Source organism: Mesorhizobium sp. M0968, assembly GCF_040319065.1.
Taxonomy (GTDB): Bacteria; Pseudomonadota; Alphaproteobacteria; order Rhizobiales; family Rhizobiaceae; genus Mesorhizobium.
Map to the genome: position 1 here is coordinate 1 of NZ_JAMYNL010000045.1, position 20,000 is coordinate 20,000.

Consider the following 20,000-nt stretch of genomic DNA (forward strand, 5'->3'; position numbering starts at 1 on the left):
CCCCACTTTCATCCCCCCCCCTGGTCCCCCCCCCGGCGCCCCCCCCGCCCCGCCCGGGGGGCGGGGCTCCAGCACCCGGAGTGCCGCCCAAACCCCCACGCTGTGGGGCCCCCGGGCGCCCCCCGCGCCCGTCTTTAGCCCCCCCGAAGTCTTGGCACCCCCCGAAAACGGCAATTCGAAATTCAGCGGTGCCATCACCGCACGTCCGTTGACAAGCTTGCCGTCGATGAGGTTCATCGGCGGCGAGCCGACGAAGCTTGCCACGTAGGTGTCGCGCGGATTGTTGTAGATCTCGTACGGCGTGCCGGTCTGGACGATGCGGCCATGGTTGAGCACGCCGACCTTGTCACCCATCGACATCGCCTCGATCTGATCGTGCGTCACGAACAGGAAGGTGGCGCCAAGCTGCATCTGCAGGTTCTTCAATTCGGTGCGCAGCGCTTCGCGCAATTTGGCGTCGAGCGCCGACAACGGCTCATCCATCAGGAATACCCTCGGCTTGCGCACGATGGCGCGGCCGATCGAGACGCGCTGCATCTCGCCGCCTGAAAGCCGGTCGGTCTTGCGGTCGAGTAGATGCTCGATCCGCAGCGTCCTGGCGGCGCGGTCGACGCGATCCTTGATCTCGGCATCGGGCAGCCGGCGGATTTTCGGCTTCAGCGGAAATTCGAGGTTTTGGCGTACGGTATAGCGCGGGTAGAGTGAATATTGCTGCAGCACCAGCGCCACGTCGCGCTCCGCCGCGCCCCAATCGGCGACATCGACGCCGTCGATCAAGACCTGACCTTCGCTCGGTTTTTCCAGGCCGGCAATCATGCGCAGCGTCGTCGTCTTGCCGGCGCCGGTCTCGCCGAGCAGGACGAAGAACTCGCCATCGGCGATGTCGAGATCGAGCCCGGTCAAGGCGGTGTGGTTGCCGAATTTCTTCGAGATGTTCTTGAGCTGGATGTGGGCCATCAGAGTCTCACTCCCAGCGATTTGCCGCTCGCCGTGTCGAAGAAATGCGCCTGGCCGGGATCGATTCTGACGAAGACTCTTTCGCCGGGGCCGCCGATGAAGCCGCTCTTGGTGCGCGCACGCAGCATCTTGGAGCCGACCTTGAGGTCGACGATGTCGAAGGAGCCGAGCGGCTCGACGATCTGCGTCTCCACCGGCAAGAACCCGTCGGCTGCTTCGCGGCGGACGAGGACGCCTTCCGGCCGGATGCCGAGCGCGAGTTGGCCGCCGGCATGGCCGTTGAGCTTCGACAGCAAGGCGCGCGGGAATTCGAAACCGGCGGCCGCATCGCCGACGGTGACCGAGGCCGACGAGGCTTTCTCGGTCACCGAAGCGTCGGCGACGTTCATCACCGGGCTGCCTACAAATTGCGCGACGAAAAGGTTCGCCGGATGCGAATAGACCTCGTCCGGCGAGCCAACCTGCTGCAGCACACCTTCATGCATGATGACGATGCGGTCGGCGAGGCTCATCGCCTCGATCTGGTCGTGGGTGACGTAGATGCTGGTCGAGCCCTGCTTGATGTGCAGCCGCTTGATCTCGGCCCGCATCTCCTCGCGCAGCTTGGCATCGAGCGCCCCGATCGGCTCGTCCATCAGCATCGCCTTCGGCCGCCGCACCAAGGCTCGGCCGATCGCCACGCGCTGCATGTCGCCGCCCGACAGCGCCGATGGTTTCTTGGCGAGGAGATCGCTGATCTGCAGCGTCTTGGCGACCGAGCGCACCTCGCTGTCGATCTCGGCCTTGCTCTTGCGCGTCGCCCTGAGCGGAAAGGCGATGTTCTCATAGACGCTCATATGCGGATAGAGCGAGAACGACTGGAAGACCATGGCGATATCGCGATCGGCGGCCTTGAGGTGCTGGACCGGCTTGCCGTCGATGAGGATGTCGCCGCCGTCGATCGTCTCCAGCCCGGCAATCGCCCTGAGCGTCGTCGTCTTCCCGCAGCCCGACTGGCCGAGCAGCACGATGAACTCGTTGTCGTCGATCTTCAGGTTGAGGTCCTTTATGACCTGCACGGCGCCGAAATATTTCTGGACGCCTCGAAGCTCGATCTGGGTCAATGCTGTGCCCCCGGATTTGCCCCTTGCCCGGTGCCGGCCTTCTCCTCCGGCGCGATCTTGGAGGTGATGTTGAAGCCGATCAGGCCGATCAGGATGATGGTCACGCCATAGCTGTGCAGCAGCATGTTCCACGGCTGGCAGAGCGCGATGATACCGAGCACCATCAGCACCTGGCTGCCCGGTTCGAGATATTTCTGGTTGATCTCGCGAAAGCTCATTTGCGGATCGCTCCAAACGACATGCCGCGCAACAGGTGATTACGGAGCAGGAAGGTGAAGATCGCGACCGGCAGCAGGAACAGGAAGGTTCCGGCGGCAATCACCGTCCAGTCCGGCAGGCCGGAACCGACCTGGCTGGGGATGAAGGGCGGTGCTGTCTGGGCACGGCGGCTGGTCATGATCAGTGCGAAGGCATATTCGTTCCACGCCGTGATAAAGCAGAACACGGCAGTGGCGGCGATGCCGGTGGCGGCCTCGGGCAGCACGATCTTGAAGAAGGCCTCCATGCGCGTATAGCCGTCGACGAGGGCCGCCTCCTCATACTCCTTGGGGATCTCGTCCATGAAGCCTTTCATCAGCCACACCGAGAAGGACAGGTTGAAGGCGGTGTAAAGGATGATCAGGCCGATATGGGAATCGTTGAGGCCGACCGCCCGGTACATCAGGAACATCGGAATGGCGACGACCACCGGCGGCAGCATGCGTGTCGACAGGATGAAGAACAGTAGGTCCGCCTCGCCTTTTACCTTGAAGCGCGAGAACCCATAGGCGGTGAAGGTGCCCATGCCGACGGCCAGGACGGTCGAGGTTATGGCAACGATCAGTGAGTTCATGAAACGGCTCGGATAGCCCGACCACTGCACCTGGCCCTTGCCGTCGCGCACGATCTTTTCGCCCCCATTGAAAACGACGCGCTCCCACCACGGCGCAGCCGCGTACTCCTCCGGCGACGGCGGGCTGCGCAGCTGCGAACGCTTGGTAAACAACTTGACGAAGGGCGATATCTCCGGCTGGAAAACCACCGTCGGCGGAATGGTGGTGGCGAGGTTGCGCGGCTTGAACGCCGTCGAGGCGATCCAGTAGATCGGCGCCAGGAAGATGATCGTCACCAGCAGGACAGCGACGATGGCGACCCGGTTGAAGGTGATTTCGGAAGAAGTGCGGACTGCGGCCATCTCAGCGCTCCTTCACCTTGTTGAGGTATTTGACATAGATGTTGGTGATCGCCAGCACCATGATCAGCACGATGTAGGCGAGCGCGCAGGAACGCCCGGTCTGCCATTCCTGGAACGCCATCTTGTAGAGCCGGATCGAGACCAGCTCGGCCGTCGGCTGGCTGGTCAGGATGTAGGCGAGGTCGAAGGTCTTGAACGCCTCCATGGTGCGGAAGATGACCGCGATCATCAGGATCGGCGCAACCAGCGGCAGCGTTATGCGGAAGAAGGTGTAGAATGGTCCGGCCCTGTCGATCGCGGCTGCCTCGTAGAGATGCTTGGGCACGGCCGACAGGCCGGCCAGCGACAACAGCATGACGAAGGGCGACCACATCCAGATGTCGGTCAGCGCAACCGCATAGAGCGCCATTTTCGGATTCGACAGCCATTCGAAGGTGCCGAGGCCGAGCGCATAATTGATGATGCCGAAGGACGGATCGTAGAGCAGCTTCCAGAACAGGCCGACGACGGCCATCGACAGCATCATCGGCAACAACAGGAGCGTCGTCAGCAGGCCCTTGAGCGGAATGTCGCGATTGAGCAGCATGGCCACGCCGAAGCCGACGAGCAGCTGGCCGGCGACCGAGATGATGACGTATTTTGCGGTGATGGCGAAGTTGGACCAGACATAGGGATCGCTGAGCAGGTCGCGATAGTTTTGCAGCCCGACGAAATTCGCCGCCGCGCTGGTCGAGGCGCGGAAATCGGTGAACGAATAGCCCAGCGAATAGATCAGCGGGAAGATGTTGAAGACGATCAGAAACAGGATCGTCGGGATGATGAAGAGATTGCGGATCGAACTGTCGCTTAGACCGCGAGCGGCGGCCCGCGAGGACCTGTCCAGCGTGGTGATCATCGTGGTCGCCAAGACCCTGCTCCCGGTTCAAGAATCAGAAAAAGAAACGGAGGAGGCACGAACGCCCCCTCCGTGAAACTTCATGCTTATTGGCCGCGGCCGTATTTCTTGAAGGTCGCGTTCCAGTCGGCTGCCAGTGCGTCCAGCGTCTCCTTGGCGGTGCCTTCGCCGCCGATCATGTAAGGATAGATGCGCTGGTTAAGCTGCTGCAGCAGTTCCGCGTATTCCGGAACCGCCCAGAAGTCCTTGACCTTGAACATGGTCTCGTAGAACGCCTTGTTGTAGGGCGTGGCGTTCTGGAATTCGGGCGACTTGAGCACGGCGGCACTGCAGGTGTAGCCGCCAAGCGCTGCCCATTTCTTCTGGGTCTCGTCCTTGATGAACCATTCCAGGAACTTCGTCGCCTCTTCCTGCTTCTGCGAGTAGGAAACGATGGAGATGCCCTGACCGCCGAGTGCGGCGAACTGGTCGCCGCCAGGTCCGGCTGGATTGGCGAAGAAGCCGGTGTTCTTGGCGTTCGGGTTCGACGCCTCGTTGATCAACGAGGGGAAGAACGCGAAGTAGTTCATGCTCATCGCGGCTAGGTTTTCAGTGATCGCCTGGTTGTCCTCGACGAAGAACGACTTGGCCCAGCCCGGAGGCGTGAACTTGTAGAGTTCCTTGTAGGCGTCGAGCGCCGCGATCGCCTTGTCGGAGTTGATGAAGCCATCGACCTTGTAGGTCTTATAGTCACCCAGCTCGCCGCCAAAGGAGAACAGCGCGTTTTCGAAGCCCATCGCCATCGCGTCATAAGAATTGTCGGTGTAGATGGCGATGCCGTATTTTTTCTGGTCCGGCCGGTAGAAGAATTCGGCGATGTCGCGTAGCGCCTTGAAATCCTTCGGCACGTCGAGATCGTAGCCATACTTGGCCTTGAAAGCTTCCTTTTCCTTGGGGTCTTCGAACCAGTCCTTGCGATAGGACCAGCCGACGGCGTCGCCTTCGAGCGGAATGGCCCAGTACTTGCTGCTGCCGCCCGGATATTCGGCATAGTATTTCACCGTGGCCGGTGCCATCACTTCACCGACCTTGTGCTTGTTGAAGAAGTCGGTCAGGTCGACATAGTGGCCACCGGTCGAGCCAGCACCAAGCCATTGCGAGTCGCCGACGACCATATCGTAGGCGTCGCCATGGGCGTTGAACTCGGTGAAGGCCTTGGTCTGGAAGTCGGGCCACGGTGTGGTTTCCACCGTGATCTTGACGCCGGTTTCCTTCTCGTACTCGTTGCCGAGTTCCTGCAGGTAATTGGCCGGATCCCATTCCGCCCAGAAGATTGTAAGTTCCTTTTCCTGCGCGTAGACGGACGTTCCGCAGGCGAGCACTAGGCCGATACCAGCAAGCAAGCTGGTCATTGTCTTGCGCATAATGATTTCCTCCCTTGTGCGCATTCTACCGTTCATGAGAACCGGCATCGAGGCCGGCCCTGGTAGTCCTCCCGTGACGGCACCGTTTCGGTCTGTGAGCCTCCTCGCTCGACCGAAACGGATCTCAGCCTTCACCTTTGATCCGCTTTATTTGTCCTGATCTGGTATTACCAATTTAAGAGGAACGTCAAGCCCTTTCTTGGACGGTGGCGGACACGCAGACAAGTTGGCTTCTGCGATATCTGCCTGTTTTCCCTGAATTTTCCTACTCCTTGATACATGAATGCCTTACTTGGGCCGCTGCATCGCTAGTAGCATGAATAGCCAGGTTGAAAATCTGGTCGAACCAGATTGGCGTCATCTCACGGCGGTCGTCGGCGCGATCCCATCTCCTTCAATCATCGATTCGGTCATAGCCGCGCGCACAAGAGCGCCGGCCGCCCATTGCGCAACCGACATCATACTGCGGCTATCCAATCCCCATATATCCTTTAAAACGATCAGCACCTCAACACCGAAGATCAATGACAGCGCCTGCGCGAGCCGCTTGAATTCGCGCGGCGGCAACCGGCCTTTGAGTGGCGCGATCGCATCTTTCAAGAGATCGACGCGATGGCCGCGGGTGAAGGCAGGTTCGCCGTCAAGCGTGCCTGCCTGTCGCTGCGCCCACTGGTCGAGCGACAGTTTCAGCGCCGCCTTGAACGTCGCTTCGAAGACCTCGATGCGCGGCATGGCGGTCTCGAACAGCTCGGCGACCCGGCGCTCGGGATCGGCAGAGCTCGATTTCCACGTAAGGATCGGCCCAAGCCCCTCATCGACCACCGCCTGCACCAACGCCGCCTGGCTCGGAAAATACCGATAGGCGGTGGCGCGCGAGACCTCCGCTGCCTCCGCCACCTCGCTGACGGAGGGCGTGGCGCCCGCCTGCATCAGCTTTGTCGCCGTCTCCAGCATGAGACGCCTGGTGCGCGCGCGGGCCCCGCGCTCTACCTGGGGGTTCGGCCCTTGGCTGGCATCGTCGTCGATTGCCGCCTGTTGACGTGAGACATTCATGTCAATACGATACGCGTGTCTCAAAAAATTGCAATGGTCCTTCGCGCCGTCGAACGGCCGGACAAAAAGGGGCGGCAGCGCCGAACACGCCCAAGACCGGGGAAACGCGATGAAGCGCATCTATGTGGTGGGCACCGCCGACACCAAGGGCGAGGAACTCGCGTTTCTGGCCGATGCGGTCGCCGCTACCGGCGCTTCGATTGCCCGTGTCGACATCGGAACACGCGGCGCGACCGTGCCGGTCGATGTTTCGGCAGACGAGGTCGCCAGCCACCATTCCGAGGGTCGCAATGCCGTACTCGGCGTCGACGATCGCGGCACCGCGGTGGCGGCGATGGCTGCCGCCTTTGCCCGGTTTGTCCAGTCGCGCAGCGATATTGCCGGGATTATCGGCATTGGCGGCGGTGGCGGCACTTCGATCATCACCGCAGGCATGCGCACGCTGCCGCTCGGTCTGCCCAAGATCATGGTTTCGACGTTGGCCTCGGGTGACACCGCGCCTTACGTCGACGTCTCCGACATCGTCATGATGCCGTCGGTGACCGACATGGCCGGCCTCAACCGGCTTTCGCGTGTCGTGCTGCACAATGCCGCCCAGGCGATATCAGGCATGGCGACAAAGCCGGCGCCGCCGCCCGACGGCAAACCGTCGCTCGGCCTCACCATGTTCGGCGTCACCACGCCATGCGTGACCGCGATCGCCGATGAGCTTCGTTCGACTTATGACTGCATGGTCTTTCATGCCACCGGCACCGGCGGCCGCACCATGGAAAAATTGGCCGACAGCGGCCTGTTGTCCGGCGTCATCGACATCACAACGACCGAAGTCTGCGACTTGCTGTTTGGCGGCGTGCTGCCGGCGACCGAGGATCGCTTTGGCGCCATCGCCCGCACCGGGCTGCCTTATGTCGGCTCGGTCGGCGCGCTCGACATGGTCAATTTCTGGGCGCCGCCGACAATTCCGGAACGCTATCGCGGCCGGCTGTTCTATGAGCACAATCCAAACGTCACACTGATGCGCACCACTGCCGACGAAAGCAGAACGATCGGCGAATGGATCGGTACAAGGCTGAGCCTCTGCCAGGGTCCGGTTCGTTTCCTCATTCCGGAGAAAGGCGTGTCGGCGCTCGACATTGAAGGCGGCGCCTTCTTCGACCCTGAAGCCGATGCCGCTTTGTTCGAGGCGATCGAGCGTACCATCAAACCCGCCAAAACGCGGCGCGTGCTGCGTTTGCCGCTTCATATCAACGACCCCGAATTCGCCTGGGCTGCCACAACGGCCTTCCTCGACATCGCCAGACAGTGAGACACCAAGACATGGCCGCCATACCGCGCAAGAAAATCCTGGAGAAATTCCGCAAGATGATCGCGGACGGCGTGCCGATCGTCGGCGGCGGTGCCGGCACCGGCCTGTCGGCCAAGGCAGAGGAAGCCGGCGGCATCGACCTGATCATCATCTACAATTCGGGCCGCTACCGCATGGCCGGGCGCGGCTCGGCCGCCGGCCTGCTCGCCTATGGCAACGCCAACGAGATCGTCAAGGAAATGGCCTACGAAGTGCTGCCGGTAGTGAAGAAGACGCCGGTGCTGGCCGGCGTCAACGGCACCGATCCCTTCGTCATCATGCCGCTGCTTTTGGCCGAGTTGAAGACGATGGGTTTTTCCGGTGTGCAGAACTTTCCGACTATCGGCCTGTTCGACGGCCAGATGCGGCAGAGTTTTGAAGAAACCGGCATGGGCTTCGGGCTCGAGGTCGACATGATCGCCGAGGCTCACAAACTCGACCTGTTGACCACGCCCTATGTCTTCAACGCAGACGAGGCGCGCGCCATGACAACAGCTGGCGCCGACATCGTCGTCGCCCATATGGGGGTGACCACCGGCGGCTCGATTGGCGCGACATCGGCTAAATCGCTGGACGACTGTGTGAGCGAGATCGACACCATCGCCAAAGCGGCACGCTCAGTGCGCGAGGATATGATCCTGCTTTGCCATGGCGGGCCGATCTCGATGCCGGACGACGCCAGATATGTTCTCGAGCGCTGCAAGGGCCTGCACGGGTTCTATGGCGCCAGTTCGATGGAGCGGCTGCCGGCGGAAGCCTCAATCGCCAGGCAGACGGCGGATTTCAAGGCGGTCACGTTCGGCGCTGCGTAGAGACCAGCAAACAGAAGGGTGGAACGATGACGGAGAACAGCAAGGTATTCGTATATCCAAAAGACGTCAGCGCCTTCGGCTTCGACTGGGGCAGGCTGTCGCTGACGGTCGCTCCCGAAGTGAACGGCGCAAAGCGATTTTCCGGTGGTGTCGTCGACCTACCGTCAGGCAAAGGCCATACGCGTCATAACCATCCGGGTGCGGAGGAGATCATCTTTGTCATCTCGGGCAATGGCGAGCAGATGGTCGAGGACGAGAAGGGCAACCCGGTCGTCGAGAAAGTCGGCCCCGGCTGCACCATCTATGTGCCGGAAAGCCGCTTCCACTCGACGCTCAATACCGGCGATGGGCCGATGCAGCTTTTCGTCGTCTATTCGCCGGCAGGGCCGGAACTGGCATTGCGGGAGTTGCCGGATTTCAGGTTGATCCCGCCGGGCAGATAATGTCACAGGCTGAGGCCAATCTTCATCGCACGAGCGACCCTTGCTAGGTTTTTAGTATCGCCTCCCAGAGCGAGCCTATCCGGCAAAGTGGGGACATCGCGCTCTGATCGGAAAGCATCCGGCGAAGGTAAGCGCGCCACCCAGTAGGACAAACAGTTTTCCGCTGCCTCCGGACCAAGCTGCCAGAGTACAAATCGAACAGCATTTTCAGGGAACATGAAGCCCGGAACTTCAGAACATGCGACCTGTTCGGCTAGTTTGCGCGGAACGTCGAAACGTTCGAAGAGCGGCAGGACAGTCGTTTGGATGTTGGCAACGATGTTCGCGATTTCAGCCTGGCGGGTATGCGGGTTTGCGATGTTCCATGTCCGCCAATGATGCGGGGTTCGCAAATTGCCAAGCTGTCCACCGGCGACCCAATCGCTGGCACTGGCGGGCCAAGCGCTTCGCTCGTCCCACTCCTTTATTGCCTTGCTGTAGACCGACGCATGCACGACGAGTTCGACGTACTCGCCGCCGACGTTCAGATAGTTTGATTGAAAGGAGATTTTGAATGCCCAGTCGCCGGCCCGACGACTCGCATGAGGACCGCTTTTCGCAAAGCGGAACCCAATCGGTTCGAACTCCATGGAGATCTGCTCGCACCCGTCGATAAAGACCTGCTTGGGCAGTTCGCGTTCCATATCGGCAAATGCTCGCTGGCGTGACCAATTATTTGCTCGGACGAGGTAATCTCAAGAACGGGCTAGGTAACCAGCGCCTAAGCCGCCCCCGCCCCTGTTCCAGCCCCGGCCCCGATCGCCGAACATGACGTAACCGGCATCGGTCACCGCCACCGTGTCCTCCAGCTTGATGAAGCCGCGCGTCGGGTGAAGCATGGTCGTCTCGACCGAAAGCACCATGTTCTTCTCCAGCGGCTTTGCGGCATAGGTGCCTTCATATGTCACCGGATGGTTGGTCATCAGGAACGGCGCTTCATGCGTGATCAGCCCCATGCCATGCGCGAAAAAATCAGTATAGGCCGCAACCTTGGATTTCTTCAGAACGCCTTCGGCATGAGAAATCATGTCACCGCCCAGCGTGCCCGCCTTGACCTTGGAGAAGGCCGCCTGCTGCACTGTCTCGATCTCGGCCAGCAGATCCTCGAGTTCGGCGTCAGGCTCGCCCAGCACGCCCATGCGGCAAAGATCGCCGATATAGCCGTGGTAGTTGCCGCCGGAATCGATCGACATCACCTCGCCCTTCCTCCACGCCTGCGGCGAGGCGGCGCGGTTGTGGCTGGAGCCTAGCGTCAACAGGCAATATTCGAAATGCGCGCCGCGATTGGTCTCCTCGCGCCTGAGCTGTTCGATGATCTCGCTCTTGGTCGTGCCTTCGCGTGCCCAGCCGATGGTCGCCAGCATGGAATCGGTGATCAGCTCCGAAGCGATGCGCAGCTTTTCCAGCTCCGCCTCGGTTTTGATTGCCCGCATGCGCTCCAGCATATCAGTCGCATCGATCAGCTTGGCATCCGGCAGCGCGTTGCGGATCAGCATATAGGCGTCGGACGGCAGGAAGGCGGGCTCGATGCCGATGCGGGCATTGCCCTTGCCGATCTTTCGCAAATGCTCGGCCGCCAGATTGGCGGCATCGAGCGTACCCCAGCAGGCGGCATGCAGTGTAGGCGTCCAGAATGGATGGTTCTGGTGCTCGCCGCCTTCCATGCGGTTGCCGATATAGGCGGCATGCTCCGGCCCACCTTTCTCATAGACGACGACAGGCAGATAACGGCTGTGGCCGATTGCATCCATGGCGGCGAAGAAGATGAACTTGTAGCCGCCAAGCAGATATTGCGTGTTGTGCTTGGAGGTGGCGAGCAGCACGTCGATGCCGGCCTCCTCCATCAGCCCGTCCACCCTGGCCTGGTCGAACGGCACGCTGCCGACGGCATTCTTGCCTGGGGCAATGTTCATGTCTCTCTCCCTGAAATCCCTGGCCGGCCGCTCGCCGGCACCGGCTTTTCCGGCTCTGAACCTCGGCTATGCTTAAATCTGCATCATTTTGCCCGATCTGGTCCAGCCAGAACGGGCGAACCAGCCCCAAAAGCTGCTCCACCTGCTGCACTTTACCCCAGCCTGGTCCTGCTAGAACCGCGCGTCGAACCGTTTTCTGTACAACTGGTCCAGCGGACGGAAATTTCAAAGCCACGTAGAGATGCGCCAATTCCGTCTTTGGCGAAACCCCGCACAAGGCCCATAATCAGCTTTGCAGGATGCTTACGAGCGTCCGAGGGGTACGGTGGACCCGGCCGGGTCCGCGGAGAGGACGGAGTTCGATCATGCCAGAGTTCACCGTTTCCAGACGTACAATGCTGGCCGGTTCGGCGTTGCTGTTGGCCTCCACCGCCATGCCGACGATCGGCTCGGCGCAGACGCCGAGAAAGGGCGGACGACTGGTTGTCGCCGCCGATTCCGAGCCGCGCAATCTCAATCCGGCGATTGTCGCCTCGAACGGCGTCTTCTTCATTTCGAGCAAGATCGTGGAAACCTTGGCCGAGGCCTCCTTCGGCGGCAAGGACGGGCTCGATCCGCGCCTGGCGCTCAGCTGGGAAGGTGCCGCCGACGGCATGGCGGTGACGTTCAAACTGCGCGAGGGCGTCAAATGGCATGATGGGAAGCCATTCACCTCAGCCGATGTCGCCTTCTCGGCGCTGCAGGTCTGGAAGCCGCTGCAGAATCTCGGCCGCACCGTGTTCAAGGATCTGGAGGCGGTCGACACGCCGGACGAAACCACCGCCGTGTTCAAATTCGCCAAGCCGACACCGTTCCAGCTAATCCGCAACGCCTTGCCGGCGCTGAGCAGCGTGGTGCCCAAGCACATCTACGAGACCGGAAAGATCGAGGACAACCCGGCCAACAACGCCCCGGTCGGCACCGGACCGTTCAAATTTGCCGAACACAAGCCCGGCGAATATTACCGGCTGGAGAAGAACACCGACTATTGGGGCAAGGACGAGCCCTATCTTGACGAGATCATCTATCAGGTGCTGCCGGACCGCACGTCGGCGGCCAGCGCCCTGGAAGCCGAAGAGATCCAGCTCGCCGCCTTCTCCGCCGTGCCCCTGGCCGAGCTCGACCGCATCTCCAAAGTGCCCGGTCTCAAGGTGATCACCAAGGGTTATGAAGGGCTGACCTACCAGCTCGTCGTCGAGATCAATCATCGCCGCAAGGAGCTGGCCGACCTGAAAGTACGCCAGGCGATCGCTCACGCCATCGACAAGGATTTCGTCGTCAAGACGGTATTCCTTGGCTATGCCGCCACCGCCACTGGCCCGGTGCCGAAAAACGACCCGCAATTCTACACCGCCGACGTGCCGACCTACGCCTTCGACGTTGCCAAGGCCAACGCCTTGCTTGACGAGGCCGGCTACAGCCGGGGCGATGACGGCAAGCGCTTTTCACTGAGATTGCTGCCCGCGCCTTACTTCAACGAAACCAAACAGTTCGGCGACTATCTGCGCCAGGCGCTCGCCGTCATTGGCATCGACGCCCAGCTGGTCAACAACGACTCTGCCGCGCACATCAAGGCGGTTTACACCGACCACGCCTTCGACCTTGCGGTCGGGCCGCCGGTGTTCCGCGGCGATCCGGCGATCTCGACCACCATCCTGGTGCAGAGCGGTATTCCCGACGGCGTGCCCTTCTCCAACCAGGGTGGCTACAAGAATGCCGATCTCGACGCCCTGATCGCCAAGGCATCGGAGACGCTCGACACCGCCGCCCGCACCGAACTCTACAAGGAGTTCCAGAGAAAAGTTGCCGCCGACCTGCCACTGATCAACGTCGCCGAATGGAGTTTCATCAGCGTCGCCCGCGATACGGTCAACAACATCGCCAACAACCCGCGCTGGGCAGTATCGAACTGGGCGGACACTTGGCTGGCGGGGTAAGGAAGTCTCTCCAGACTTGCGTGCCGCTTGTGTGGGTGCTCAGCTTCAGCGATGAGAGCTTTTTCGCGCCCCCCTCTGTCCTGCCCTCTTTGCCACCACTTGGCATCTCCCCCACGAGAGGGGAGATCGGCTGTCATTGTCGCTTTCGCCAATCTCCAGCGTTGCAAGACGGCCGGCAACGCCGAAGCTGCCAATCTCCCTCCTTGTGGGGGAGATGTCCGGCAGGACAGAGGGGGGCGCCGTAGAGCGCGGCACCGAAGACTTGGCTCTCCTATCGGCGTTGCGCCATGACCCGCGCCGTCATCCTCCTTCGCCGCCGTCTCGTCGGCAGCATCTTCGTGCTGCTGATTGTCGTCATCGGCACGTTCCTGTTGCTCGAAGCCGCTCCCGGCGATGCGGTCGATGCCTATATTGTCTCGACCGGCGGCGACGCCGGCATGATCGAGCTGTTGCGTCACCGCTGGGGGCTCGACCAGTCTGAGCTGACGCGGCTGGCCAATTACCTTTGGGCGCTGCTGCATCTCGACCTTGGCCAGTCGGTCACCTTTTCGCGGCCGATCCGCGAAGTCGTCCTCGAGCGCCTGCCCAACACGCTTCTGTTGATGGGCAGCGCCACCGCGCTCTCATTCGGTCTCGGCTCGGCGCTCGGCATCTATGCCGGCGCCAGACCCGGCAGCTTCCGCGATCGCTTCCTGTCCATCGGTTCGCTGGCGCTCTATGCCGTGCCGGGCTTCTGGCTCGGGCTTGTGCTGATCATTGTCTTCGCCGTCGACCTGCGCTGGTTTCCGATCGGCGGCATCGAGAGTATCGCCTCGGCCAAGAGCGGCCTCGATCGCGCCGCCGACATCGCCCGCCATCTCGTCCTGCCGGTTTCGGCGCTCGGCTTCATTTATCTCGCGCTCTATCTGCGCATGATGCGCGCCGGCATGGCCGAGGTGTGGCGGCAGGACTTTGTGCTGGCCGCCCGTGCCAGGGGACTTTCCCGCCGTCGCATCGTGCTCGCTCACGTCGCCCGTAACGCGCTGTTGCCGCTGGTCACCATGCTCGGCCTGCAATCCGCGCAGATGCTGGGCGGCAGCGTCGTCATCGAGAGCGTCTTTTCCGTCCCCGGCCTCGGCCGGCTGGCGCAGGAAGCGGTGGCCGCGCGGGATACCCCACTACTGCTCGGCATCATTCTCACCAGCGCCGTCCTGGTCGTCATTATCAACCTTCTCGTCGACATCGCCTACGTCTTCCTCGATCCGCGCGTCGGGGCCAGTGAGGCCGGCGCGTGAGCCCGCTTCGCCGCTTTCTCCGGACCCCGGAAGCGATCGCCGGCGCGGTCATCCTGGCGGCGCTGTTTGCCGTGGCGCTTGCCGCACCTTTGTTCTTTCCCGGCGATCCGCAGGCCATTGCCGGGCCGGCGTTGCTGCTGCCGTTCCAGGACTGGTCGTTGCTACTCGGCACTGACCGCCTTGGCCGTGACGTGCTTGCCGAGCTCTTCCATGGCGCCCGTACCTCGCTGGCGGTCGGGCTGGCAGCAGCAGCCGCCGCCCTTGCCATCGGCGCCGTGATCGGCACGGTGGCCGGCTTTGCCGGCGGCCTTGTCGACGAGATGCTGATGCGCATCACCGACGCTTTCCAGACCGTCCCAGCCTTCCTGCTGGCTTTGGCTTTCGTGAGCATCGTCGGGCCGTCGCTCGGCGTCGTCGTCGCTGCGATCGCGCTGGGCGCCTGGACCGGACCGGCACGCGTGGCGCGGGCCGAAGTGCTGTCGATCCGCGAGCGCGATTTTGTTGCCGGCGCCCGCGTCATCGGCATGCATCCGCTGGAGATCGCCTTTCGCGAGGTGCTCCCCAATGCGCTGCCGCCGGTAATGGCATTGTCGTCAGTGATCGTCGCCGCGGCGATTCTCACCGAAGCGGCATTGTCCTTCCTCGGCCTTGGCGACCCCAACCGCGTAACCTGGGGCGGCATGATCGCCGAAGGCCGCGCCGTGCTGCGCACCGCGCCCTTCCTGTCGATCATTCCGGGCGTAGCGCTCGTGCTGACCGTGCTCGGCGTCTATCTCACCGGCGAAGGCGTCGTCGAGACCACGGCGATGAGGAGGAGCCTGTCGTGACGGCGCTTGCTTCGATTCGCAGTCTGACGGTGACCTATCGCCGCGACGGCGCCGAGGTGGCGGCGCTAAAGAATGTCAGCCTCGACATCCCCGCCGGCGAGCGCTTTGCCATCATCGGTGAAAGCGGTTCGGGCAAGAGCACGCTGGCGCTGGCCATTGCCGGGCTGCTGCCGGCCAACGCCAGGATCGAAGGCCGCATCGATTGGCTCTTGCCTCCGCCGCCAATGTTTGGTGCCAAGGCACCCCCCTCTGTCCTGCCGGACATCTCCCCCTCAAGGGGGGAGATCGGTAGTTTCGCAGCCGGTTCCTTTCCGCCAGCTTCGGTGATTGGCGAAGGCAGAGATGAAAGCGCAATCTCCCCCCTTGAGGGGGAGATGTCCGGCAGGACAGAGGGGGGCGCGACAGAGCGCCGACCATTTGTCATTGCGACAAGCCACACCCCCATCGGCGGCCGCGACATCGGCTTCGTTTTCCAGGACCCATCCGCCAGTCTCGACCCGGTGATGCCAATCGGCAAGCAGATCGCGGAAGTCGCCTACACCCATCTCGGCCTCAGTTGGCGGGACGCCTATGCCAAGGCAAAAACCCTGCTCGAACGGGTCCGTCTGCCCGACCCCGATGTCGCTTTGCGTGCCTTTCCACATCAGCTCTCCGGCGGCCAGAAGCAACGCTTGGCGATCGCCGCAGCGATTGCGGCCGGGCCGAAACTGCTGATCGCCGACGAGGCGACCAGTGCGCTGGACACCATCGTGCAGGCCGAGATTGTCGGGCTGATCCGGCGACTGGTGGCCGAGGACGGTATGACGCTGCTGTTCATCAGCCACGACATTGCGCTGGCCGCTGAGCTTGCAGAGCGCATAGCGGTGTTCCGGCATGGCGAGCTGCTCGAGCTCGATTCGACAGCCCAAATCGTCAATGCGCCGCGTCACGCATACACTCGTGTGCTGCTTGACGCTCATCTCGGCCTCGACGCCGAGCCGCTGTTGCGGCGAACATGACCAGTCCGCTGCTCGCCGTTTCCGGCCTGACCAAACGATACAGTCGCGGCGGCAAGACCATCGCCGCGGTCGACGACGTTTCCTTCCACATCGACCCCGGCGAGACGCTGGCGCTGGCCGGACCTTCCGGCAGCGGCAAGTCGACGATAGCTCGTCTAGTGCTCCGGCTCGTCGAATTCGATACCGGCAGTATCGAATTTGAAGGCAGCGATTTCCTGTCGCTGAACGGCGCTGCCTTGCGCGGCCGGCGCGCCCGTCTTCAGATGGTGTTTCAGGATCCGCTCGCCGCCTTGAACCCACGCGCCACAGTCGCGCGTGTGCTCGACGACCCCTTGCGCATCCATCACATTGCCTCTGGCCCCGAGCGCCCGCGCCATATTGCAGCTCTGCTGGAACGCGTCGGCCTCAGCCCCGGTCTCGCCGGCCGCGCCATTCACGAAATTTCCGGCGGCCAACGCCAGCGCGTTGCAATCGCCCGCGCCATCGCCACGAAACCGTCGCTGGTCGTGCTCGACGAGGCCGTGTCGGCGCTCGATGTTTCGGTGCGCGCGCAGATCCTGCAGCTGCTGCTTGACCTTCAACGCGAGGAACGCATCGCCTATCTCTTCATTTCGCACGATCTCGGTGTCGTCCGTGCCATCGCTCACCGGGTCACTATTCTGGAAGCCGGGCGCATTGCCGAGAGCGGCGATGCGCGCAGCGTAATCGACGCGCCGCAATCCGCGATCGGCAAGGCGCTGGTGGCGGCAGCGCCAAGACTGTCAAGGATCGAACGGGACGCATCATGACCGACGCCGAAGCCCGAGCCGAAAAACTGTCGCGCGAACTCGATTCCGCCTTCCGCAACCGCGCCGATCTCTATCGTCTATTCCTCGACGAGCTAACCGCGGAGTTGGGCGCGGAAAAAGCCGAGGCGATCATGATCCGTATCATCGAACAACGCGGCAAGGAGGTTGCGGCGGCGGCCTTCGCCGATTTCGGCCCGAACGATGCACCGGCGATCGGCGAGGCGTTCCTCGCCGTCAGCCCGGATGGCGGCCGCATGTATCCGACCGACGTCGAACGCGGTCCGGACCGCATCGCCTTCAAGGTCAGGCGCTGTCCGCTGAAGGACGCCTGGGTCGAGGCCGGCGTCGGCGACGAGAAGCTCGCCACACTCTGCCGCATCGCCGGCGTCTTCGACCGCGGCCTGTTCGAGGCCACCGGAGTGCGCTTCGACAACGTCACCTGGACGCCGGGCCACGGTTCCGGCTGCTGCCACATCGCCTTGACCAACCGGGATGCCGGTTAGAGCTGCATCCATGCAGCACAGTTAGGTGCCGGCAGGACGTGGAACTCCGTCGCGGCGCGCGAGCTTCGGTGTTTGGCAGCACACCCCAAAACAAAGAAACCCGGCGCCGTAAGGCTACCGGGGTTTTTGATGCTCGCATGCAAGGAATTTGGTTGCGGGGGCTGGACCTTCCTTGGTGTCTCGCTGTGCCTGCTTCGTGCGAGGCCTGACGGGGATCGAACCAATCGGCCAGCAAAACGAAAACGGCCCGCACAAGGCGGGCCGTTTTCGAATTTGGTTGCGGGGACAGGATTTGAACCTGTGACCTTCAGGTTATGAGCCTGACGAGCTACCGGGCTGCTCCACCCCGCGTCAACCCTAGAAGTAAGCCTTGGCTCACTGGATTCAAGCTTCCGCCAAATGAAAGGGCCGCTTGCGCGGCCCGATATCCCGTTGGCGGGCCTGTTCATAAGGAGAAGATTAAACAACGTGCGCTTGGCAGACCTGGCAGCGACCTACTCTCCCGCGTCTTGAGACGAAGTACCATCAGCGCTGGAGCGTTTCACGGCCGAGTTCGGAATGGGATCGGGTGCAGCCGCTCCGCCATAACCACCAGGTCGGCAAAACGCACGTTGCTCGAGAAGCTGTTTTCTGTGCCATCCATCTCGGCGCAATCCAAGGATTGTCACCAGAAATGGGCATTAGGAATGAGAACGATCAAGCCGATCGAACTATTAGTACCGGTAAGCTTCAAGCGTTGCCGCTCTTCCACACCCGGCCTATCAACGTGGTCGTCTTCCACGGTTCTCAGGGAATACTCGTTTTAAGGTGGGTTTCCCGCTTAGATGCCTTCAGCGGTTATCCCGTCCGGATATAGCTACCCTGCTATGCGGCTGGCGCCACAACAGGTCCACCAGAGATCCGTCCATCCCGGTCCTCTCGTACTAGGGACAGATCCTTTCAATATTCCTACACCCACGGCAGATAGGGACCGAACTGTCTCACGACGTTCTGAACCCAACTCACGTACCGCTTTAAATGGCGAACAGCCATACCCTTGGGACCTGCTCCAGCCCCAGGATGCGATGAGTCGACATCGAGGTGCCAAACAACCCCGTCGATATGGACTCTTGGGGGTCATCAGCCTGTTATCCCCGGCGTACCTTTTATCCGTTGAGCGATGGCCCTTCCACGCGGGACCACCGGATCACTATGACCGACTTTCGTCTCTGCTCGACTTGTCAGTCTCGCAGTCAGGCAGGCTTATGCCATTGCACTCAGCGAACGATTTCCGACCGTTCTGAGCCCACCATCGCGCGCCTCCGTTACTCTTTAGGAGGCGACCGCCCCAGTCAAACTACCCACCATACATTGTCCCGGACCCGGATAACGGGCCGCGGTTAGACATCCATAGTGATAAGGGTGGTATTTCAAGGGTGGCTCCACCTGAGCTGGCGCCCAGGTTTCAAAGCCTACCACCTATCCTACACATGCCACTACGAATGCCAATGTAAAGCTATAGTAAAGGTGCACGGGGTCTTTCCGTCTAACCGCAGGAACCCCGCATCTTCACGGGGAATTCAATTTCACTGAGTCTATGCTGGAGACAGCGGGGAAGTCGTTACGCCATTCGTGCAGGTCGGAACTTACCCGACAAGGAATTTCGCTACCTTAGGACCGTTATAGTTACGGCCGCCGTTTACTGGGGCTTCGATTCAGAGCTTGCACCCCTCCTCTTAACCTTCCAGCACCGGGCAGGCGTCAGACCCTATACGTCGTCTTGCGACTTCGCAGAGCCCTGTGTTTTTGATAAACAGTCGCTACCCCCTGGTCTGTGCCACCCTCCCATGCTTGCGCATGAAAGGGTCACGCTTCTTCCGAAGTTACGCGTGCAATTTGCCGAGTTCCTTCAGCATAGTTCTCTCAAGCGCCTTGGTATACTCTACCAGTCCACCAGTGTCGGTTTCGGGTACGGTCTATAAGGAGGAGCTATTTCCTGGAACCACGCAGCAGCCCTTTCAATCCGATAAGATTGGACTACCTCAATGATCCGTCACTTCCTCCAGGCCCACGAATATTAACGTGGTTCCCATCGTCTACGCATTTCTGCCTCGACTTAGGGGCCGGCTAACCCTGCTCAGATTAGCTTTAAGCAGGAACCCTTGGACTTTCGGCGGGGGAGTCTCTCACTCCCCTTACGTTACTCATGTCAGCATTCGCACTTCTGATACCTCCACCACCCCTCACGGGTATGGCTTCATCAGCTTACAGAACGCTCCGCTACCGCTTGCATTGCTGCAAACCCTAAGCTTCGGTGTATGGCTTTAGCCCCGTTACATTTTCGGCGCAAAGACCCTTATTTAGACCAGTGAGCTGTTACGCTTTCTTTAAATGATGGCTGCTTCTAAGCCAACATCCTGGTTGTTTTGGGATCCTCACATCCTTTCCCACTTAGCCATAACTTGGGGACCTTAGCTGTAGGTCAGGGTTGTTTCCCTTTTCACGACGGACGTTAGCA

Annotated in this window: 18 protein-coding genes, 1 tRNA gene and 2 rRNA genes (1 of these 21 running past the window's edge); 9 read left to right on the forward strand and 12 right to left on the reverse strand. The window is 61.5% G+C overall.

Annotated features, from left to right (window positions below; all coding sequences use genetic code 11):
- The 7 genes from NKH67_RS32140 to NKH67_RS32170 form a co-directional block, all read right to left on the reverse strand.
- A partial coding sequence (locus NKH67_RS32140; RefSeq protein WP_353032799.1) for an ABC transporter ATP-binding protein occupies positions 1–957 on the reverse strand: 957 nt, incomplete at its 3' end.
- The gene (locus NKH67_RS32145; protein WP_352503239.1) at positions 957–2,060 is read right to left on the reverse strand and encodes an ABC transporter ATP-binding protein; all 1,104 of its coding nucleotides are present in this window, start codon (positions 2,058–2,060) and stop codon (positions 957–959) included. The genes NKH67_RS32145 and NKH67_RS32140, both read right to left, overlap by 1 nt.
- A complete protein-coding gene (locus tag NKH67_RS32150) occupies positions 2,057–2,278 on the reverse strand; it encodes a hypothetical protein (protein ID WP_352474866.1) in 222 nt (73 codons plus the stop codon). Before NKH67_RS32150 ends, NKH67_RS32145 begins: the two co-directional genes overlap by 4 nt.
- Positions 2,275–3,234, reverse strand: a complete 960-nt coding sequence (locus NKH67_RS32155; RefSeq protein WP_292661213.1) for a carbohydrate ABC transporter permease — start codon at positions 3,232–3,234, stop codon at positions 2,275–2,277. The genes NKH67_RS32150 and NKH67_RS32155 overlap by 4 nt, the downstream gene beginning before the upstream one ends.
- 1 nt (position 3,235) lies before the next feature.
- Positions 3,236–4,141 (reverse strand): carbohydrate ABC transporter permease, encoded by a 906-nt coding sequence (locus NKH67_RS32160; protein WP_353032801.1) that lies wholly within the window; start codon positions 4,139–4,141, stop codon positions 3,236–3,238.
- A gap of 74 nt (positions 4,142–4,215) precedes the next feature.
- Complete coding sequence (locus NKH67_RS32165) at positions 4,216–5,532, reverse strand: ABC transporter substrate-binding protein (protein ID WP_352448404.1); 1,317 nt, start codon at positions 5,530–5,532, stop codon at positions 4,216–4,218.
- Positions 5,533–5,889: 357 nt separating this feature from the next.
- On the reverse strand, positions 5,890–6,585 hold the full coding sequence (locus NKH67_RS32170; RefSeq protein ID WP_502893839.1) for a TetR/AcrR family transcriptional regulator: 696 nt from the start codon (positions 6,583–6,585) through the stop codon (positions 5,890–5,892).
- A 109-nt stretch (positions 6,586–6,694) separates the two neighbouring features.
- On the opposite strand from NKH67_RS32170, the gene NKH67_RS32175 reads away from it, so the two are divergent.
- Genes NKH67_RS32175 through NKH67_RS32185 form a run of 3 tightly spaced genes read left to right on the forward strand, consistent with a single transcriptional unit; the run spans position 6,695 to position 9,185 of the window.
- Complete coding sequence (locus NKH67_RS32175) at positions 6,695–7,891, forward strand: Tm-1-like ATP-binding domain-containing protein (protein ID WP_352503237.1); 1,197 nt, start codon at positions 6,695–6,697, stop codon at positions 7,889–7,891.
- Between the two features lie 11 nt (positions 7,892–7,902).
- Positions 7,903–8,742 (forward strand): phosphoenolpyruvate hydrolase family protein, encoded by an 840-nt coding sequence (locus tag NKH67_RS32180; protein WP_352503236.1) that lies wholly within the window; start codon positions 7,903–7,905, stop codon positions 8,740–8,742.
- Between the two features lie 26 nt (positions 8,743–8,768).
- Positions 8,769–9,185 (forward strand): cupin domain-containing protein, encoded by a 417-nt coding sequence (locus NKH67_RS32185; protein ID WP_352503235.1) that lies wholly within the window; start codon positions 8,769–8,771, stop codon positions 9,183–9,185.
- Positions 9,186–9,187: 2 nt separating this feature from the next.
- On the opposite strand, the gene NKH67_RS32190 is transcribed toward NKH67_RS32185, so the two are convergent.
- Both NKH67_RS32190 and NKH67_RS32195 read right to left on the reverse strand, forming a co-directional pair.
- The gene (locus NKH67_RS32190; protein WP_352503234.1) at positions 9,188–9,868 is read right to left on the reverse strand and encodes a DUF4304 domain-containing protein; all 681 of its coding nucleotides are present in this window, start codon (positions 9,866–9,868) and stop codon (positions 9,188–9,190) included.
- A 51-nt stretch (positions 9,869–9,919) separates the two neighbouring features.
- Positions 9,920–11,137 (reverse strand): M24 family metallopeptidase, encoded by a 1,218-nt coding sequence (locus NKH67_RS32195; RefSeq protein ID WP_352503233.1) that lies wholly within the window; start codon positions 11,135–11,137, stop codon positions 9,920–9,922.
- 365 nt (positions 11,138–11,502) lie between these two features.
- Here NKH67_RS32195 and NKH67_RS32200 point away from each other — a divergent pair, with 365 nt between their 5' ends.
- The 6 genes from NKH67_RS32200 (at position 11,503) to NKH67_RS32225 (ending at position 17,503) form a co-directional block, all read left to right on the forward strand.
- The gene (locus NKH67_RS32200; protein WP_352503232.1) at positions 11,503–13,113 is read left to right on the forward strand and encodes an ABC transporter substrate-binding protein; all 1,611 of its coding nucleotides are present in this window, start codon (positions 11,503–11,505) and stop codon (positions 13,111–13,113) included.
- 287 nt (positions 13,114–13,400) lie between these two features.
- Entirely contained in the window at positions 13,401–14,387 is a 987-nt protein-coding gene (locus NKH67_RS32205; protein WP_352503231.1) for an ABC transporter permease, read from the forward strand.
- Positions 14,384–15,214 (forward strand): ABC transporter permease, encoded by an 831-nt coding sequence (locus tag NKH67_RS32210; protein WP_352503230.1) that lies wholly within the window; start codon positions 14,384–14,386, stop codon positions 15,212–15,214. The genes NKH67_RS32205 and NKH67_RS32210 overlap by 4 nt, the downstream gene beginning before the upstream one ends.
- Positions 15,211–16,212: an ABC transporter ATP-binding protein gene (locus NKH67_RS32215; RefSeq protein ID WP_352503229.1), complete on the forward strand. Its 1,002-nt coding sequence runs from the start codon at positions 15,211–15,213 to the stop codon at positions 16,210–16,212. The genes NKH67_RS32210 and NKH67_RS32215 overlap by 4 nt, the downstream gene beginning before the upstream one ends.
- Positions 16,209–17,000: an ATP-binding cassette domain-containing protein gene (locus NKH67_RS32220; protein WP_352503228.1), complete on the forward strand. Its 792-nt coding sequence runs from the start codon at positions 16,209–16,211 to the stop codon at positions 16,998–17,000. The genes NKH67_RS32215 and NKH67_RS32220 overlap by 4 nt, the downstream gene beginning before the upstream one ends.
- Complete coding sequence (locus NKH67_RS32225) at positions 16,997–17,503, forward strand: L-2-amino-thiazoline-4-carboxylic acid hydrolase (protein ID WP_352503227.1); 507 nt, start codon at positions 16,997–16,999, stop codon at positions 17,501–17,503. The genes NKH67_RS32220 and NKH67_RS32225 overlap by 4 nt, the downstream gene beginning before the upstream one ends.
- 274 nt (positions 17,504–17,777) lie before the next feature.
- On the opposite strand, the gene NKH67_RS32230 is transcribed toward NKH67_RS32225, so the two are convergent.
- The 3 genes from NKH67_RS32230 to NKH67_RS32240 all read right to left on the reverse strand — a co-directional run.
- Positions 17,778–17,854, reverse strand: a tRNA-Met gene (locus NKH67_RS32230).
- A gap of 130 nt (positions 17,855–17,984) precedes the next feature.
- A 5S ribosomal RNA gene (gene rrf / locus NKH67_RS32235) occupies positions 17,985–18,099 on the reverse strand.
- Positions 18,100–18,195: 96 nt separating this feature from the next.
- Positions 18,196–20,000, reverse strand: a 23S ribosomal RNA gene (locus tag NKH67_RS32240); it runs 994 nt beyond the window's last position.

Bases quoted from the DNA above. Each gene is read 5' to 3' on its own strand.
- NKH67_RS32150 (WP_352474866.1), bottom strand. From the start codon at position 2,278: ATGAGCTTTCGCGAGATCAACCAGAAATATCTCGAACCGGGCAGCCAG.
- NKH67_RS32155 (WP_292661213.1), bottom strand. From the start codon at position 3,234: ATGGCCGCAGTCCGCACTTCTTCCGAAATCACCTTCAACCGGGTCGCC.
- NKH67_RS32165 (WP_352448404.1), bottom strand. From the start codon at position 5,532: ATGCGCAAGACAATGACCAGCTTGCTTGCTGGTATCGGCCTAGTGCTC.
- NKH67_RS32170 (WP_502893839.1), bottom strand. From the start codon at position 6,585: ATGAATGTCTCACGTCAACAGGCGGCAATCGACGACGATGCCAGCCAA.
- NKH67_RS32175 (WP_352503237.1), top strand. From the start codon at position 6,695: ATGAAGCGCATCTATGTGGTGGGCACCGCCGACACCAAGGGCGAGGAA.
- NKH67_RS32180 (WP_352503236.1), top strand. From the start codon at position 7,903: ATGGCCGCCATACCGCGCAAGAAAATCCTGGAGAAATTCCGCAAGATG.
- NKH67_RS32185 (WP_352503235.1), top strand. From the start codon at position 8,769: ATGACGGAGAACAGCAAGGTATTCGTATATCCAAAAGACGTCAGCGCC.
- NKH67_RS32190 (WP_352503234.1), bottom strand. From the start codon at position 9,868: ATGGAACGCGAACTGCCCAAGCAGGTCTTTATCGACGGGTGCGAGCAG.
- NKH67_RS32195 (WP_352503233.1), bottom strand. From the start codon at position 11,137: ATGAACATTGCCCCAGGCAAGAATGCCGTCGGCAGCGTGCCGTTCGAC.
- NKH67_RS32200 (WP_352503232.1), top strand. From the start codon at position 11,503: ATGCCAGAGTTCACCGTTTCCAGACGTACAATGCTGGCCGGTTCGGCG.
- NKH67_RS32205 (WP_352503231.1), top strand. From the start codon at position 13,401: ATGACCCGCGCCGTCATCCTCCTTCGCCGCCGTCTCGTCGGCAGCATC.
- NKH67_RS32220 (WP_352503228.1), top strand. From the start codon at position 16,209: ATGACCAGTCCGCTGCTCGCCGTTTCCGGCCTGACCAAACGATACAGT.
- NKH67_RS32225 (WP_352503227.1), top strand. From the start codon at position 16,997: ATGACCGACGCCGAAGCCCGAGCCGAAAAACTGTCGCGCGAACTCGAT.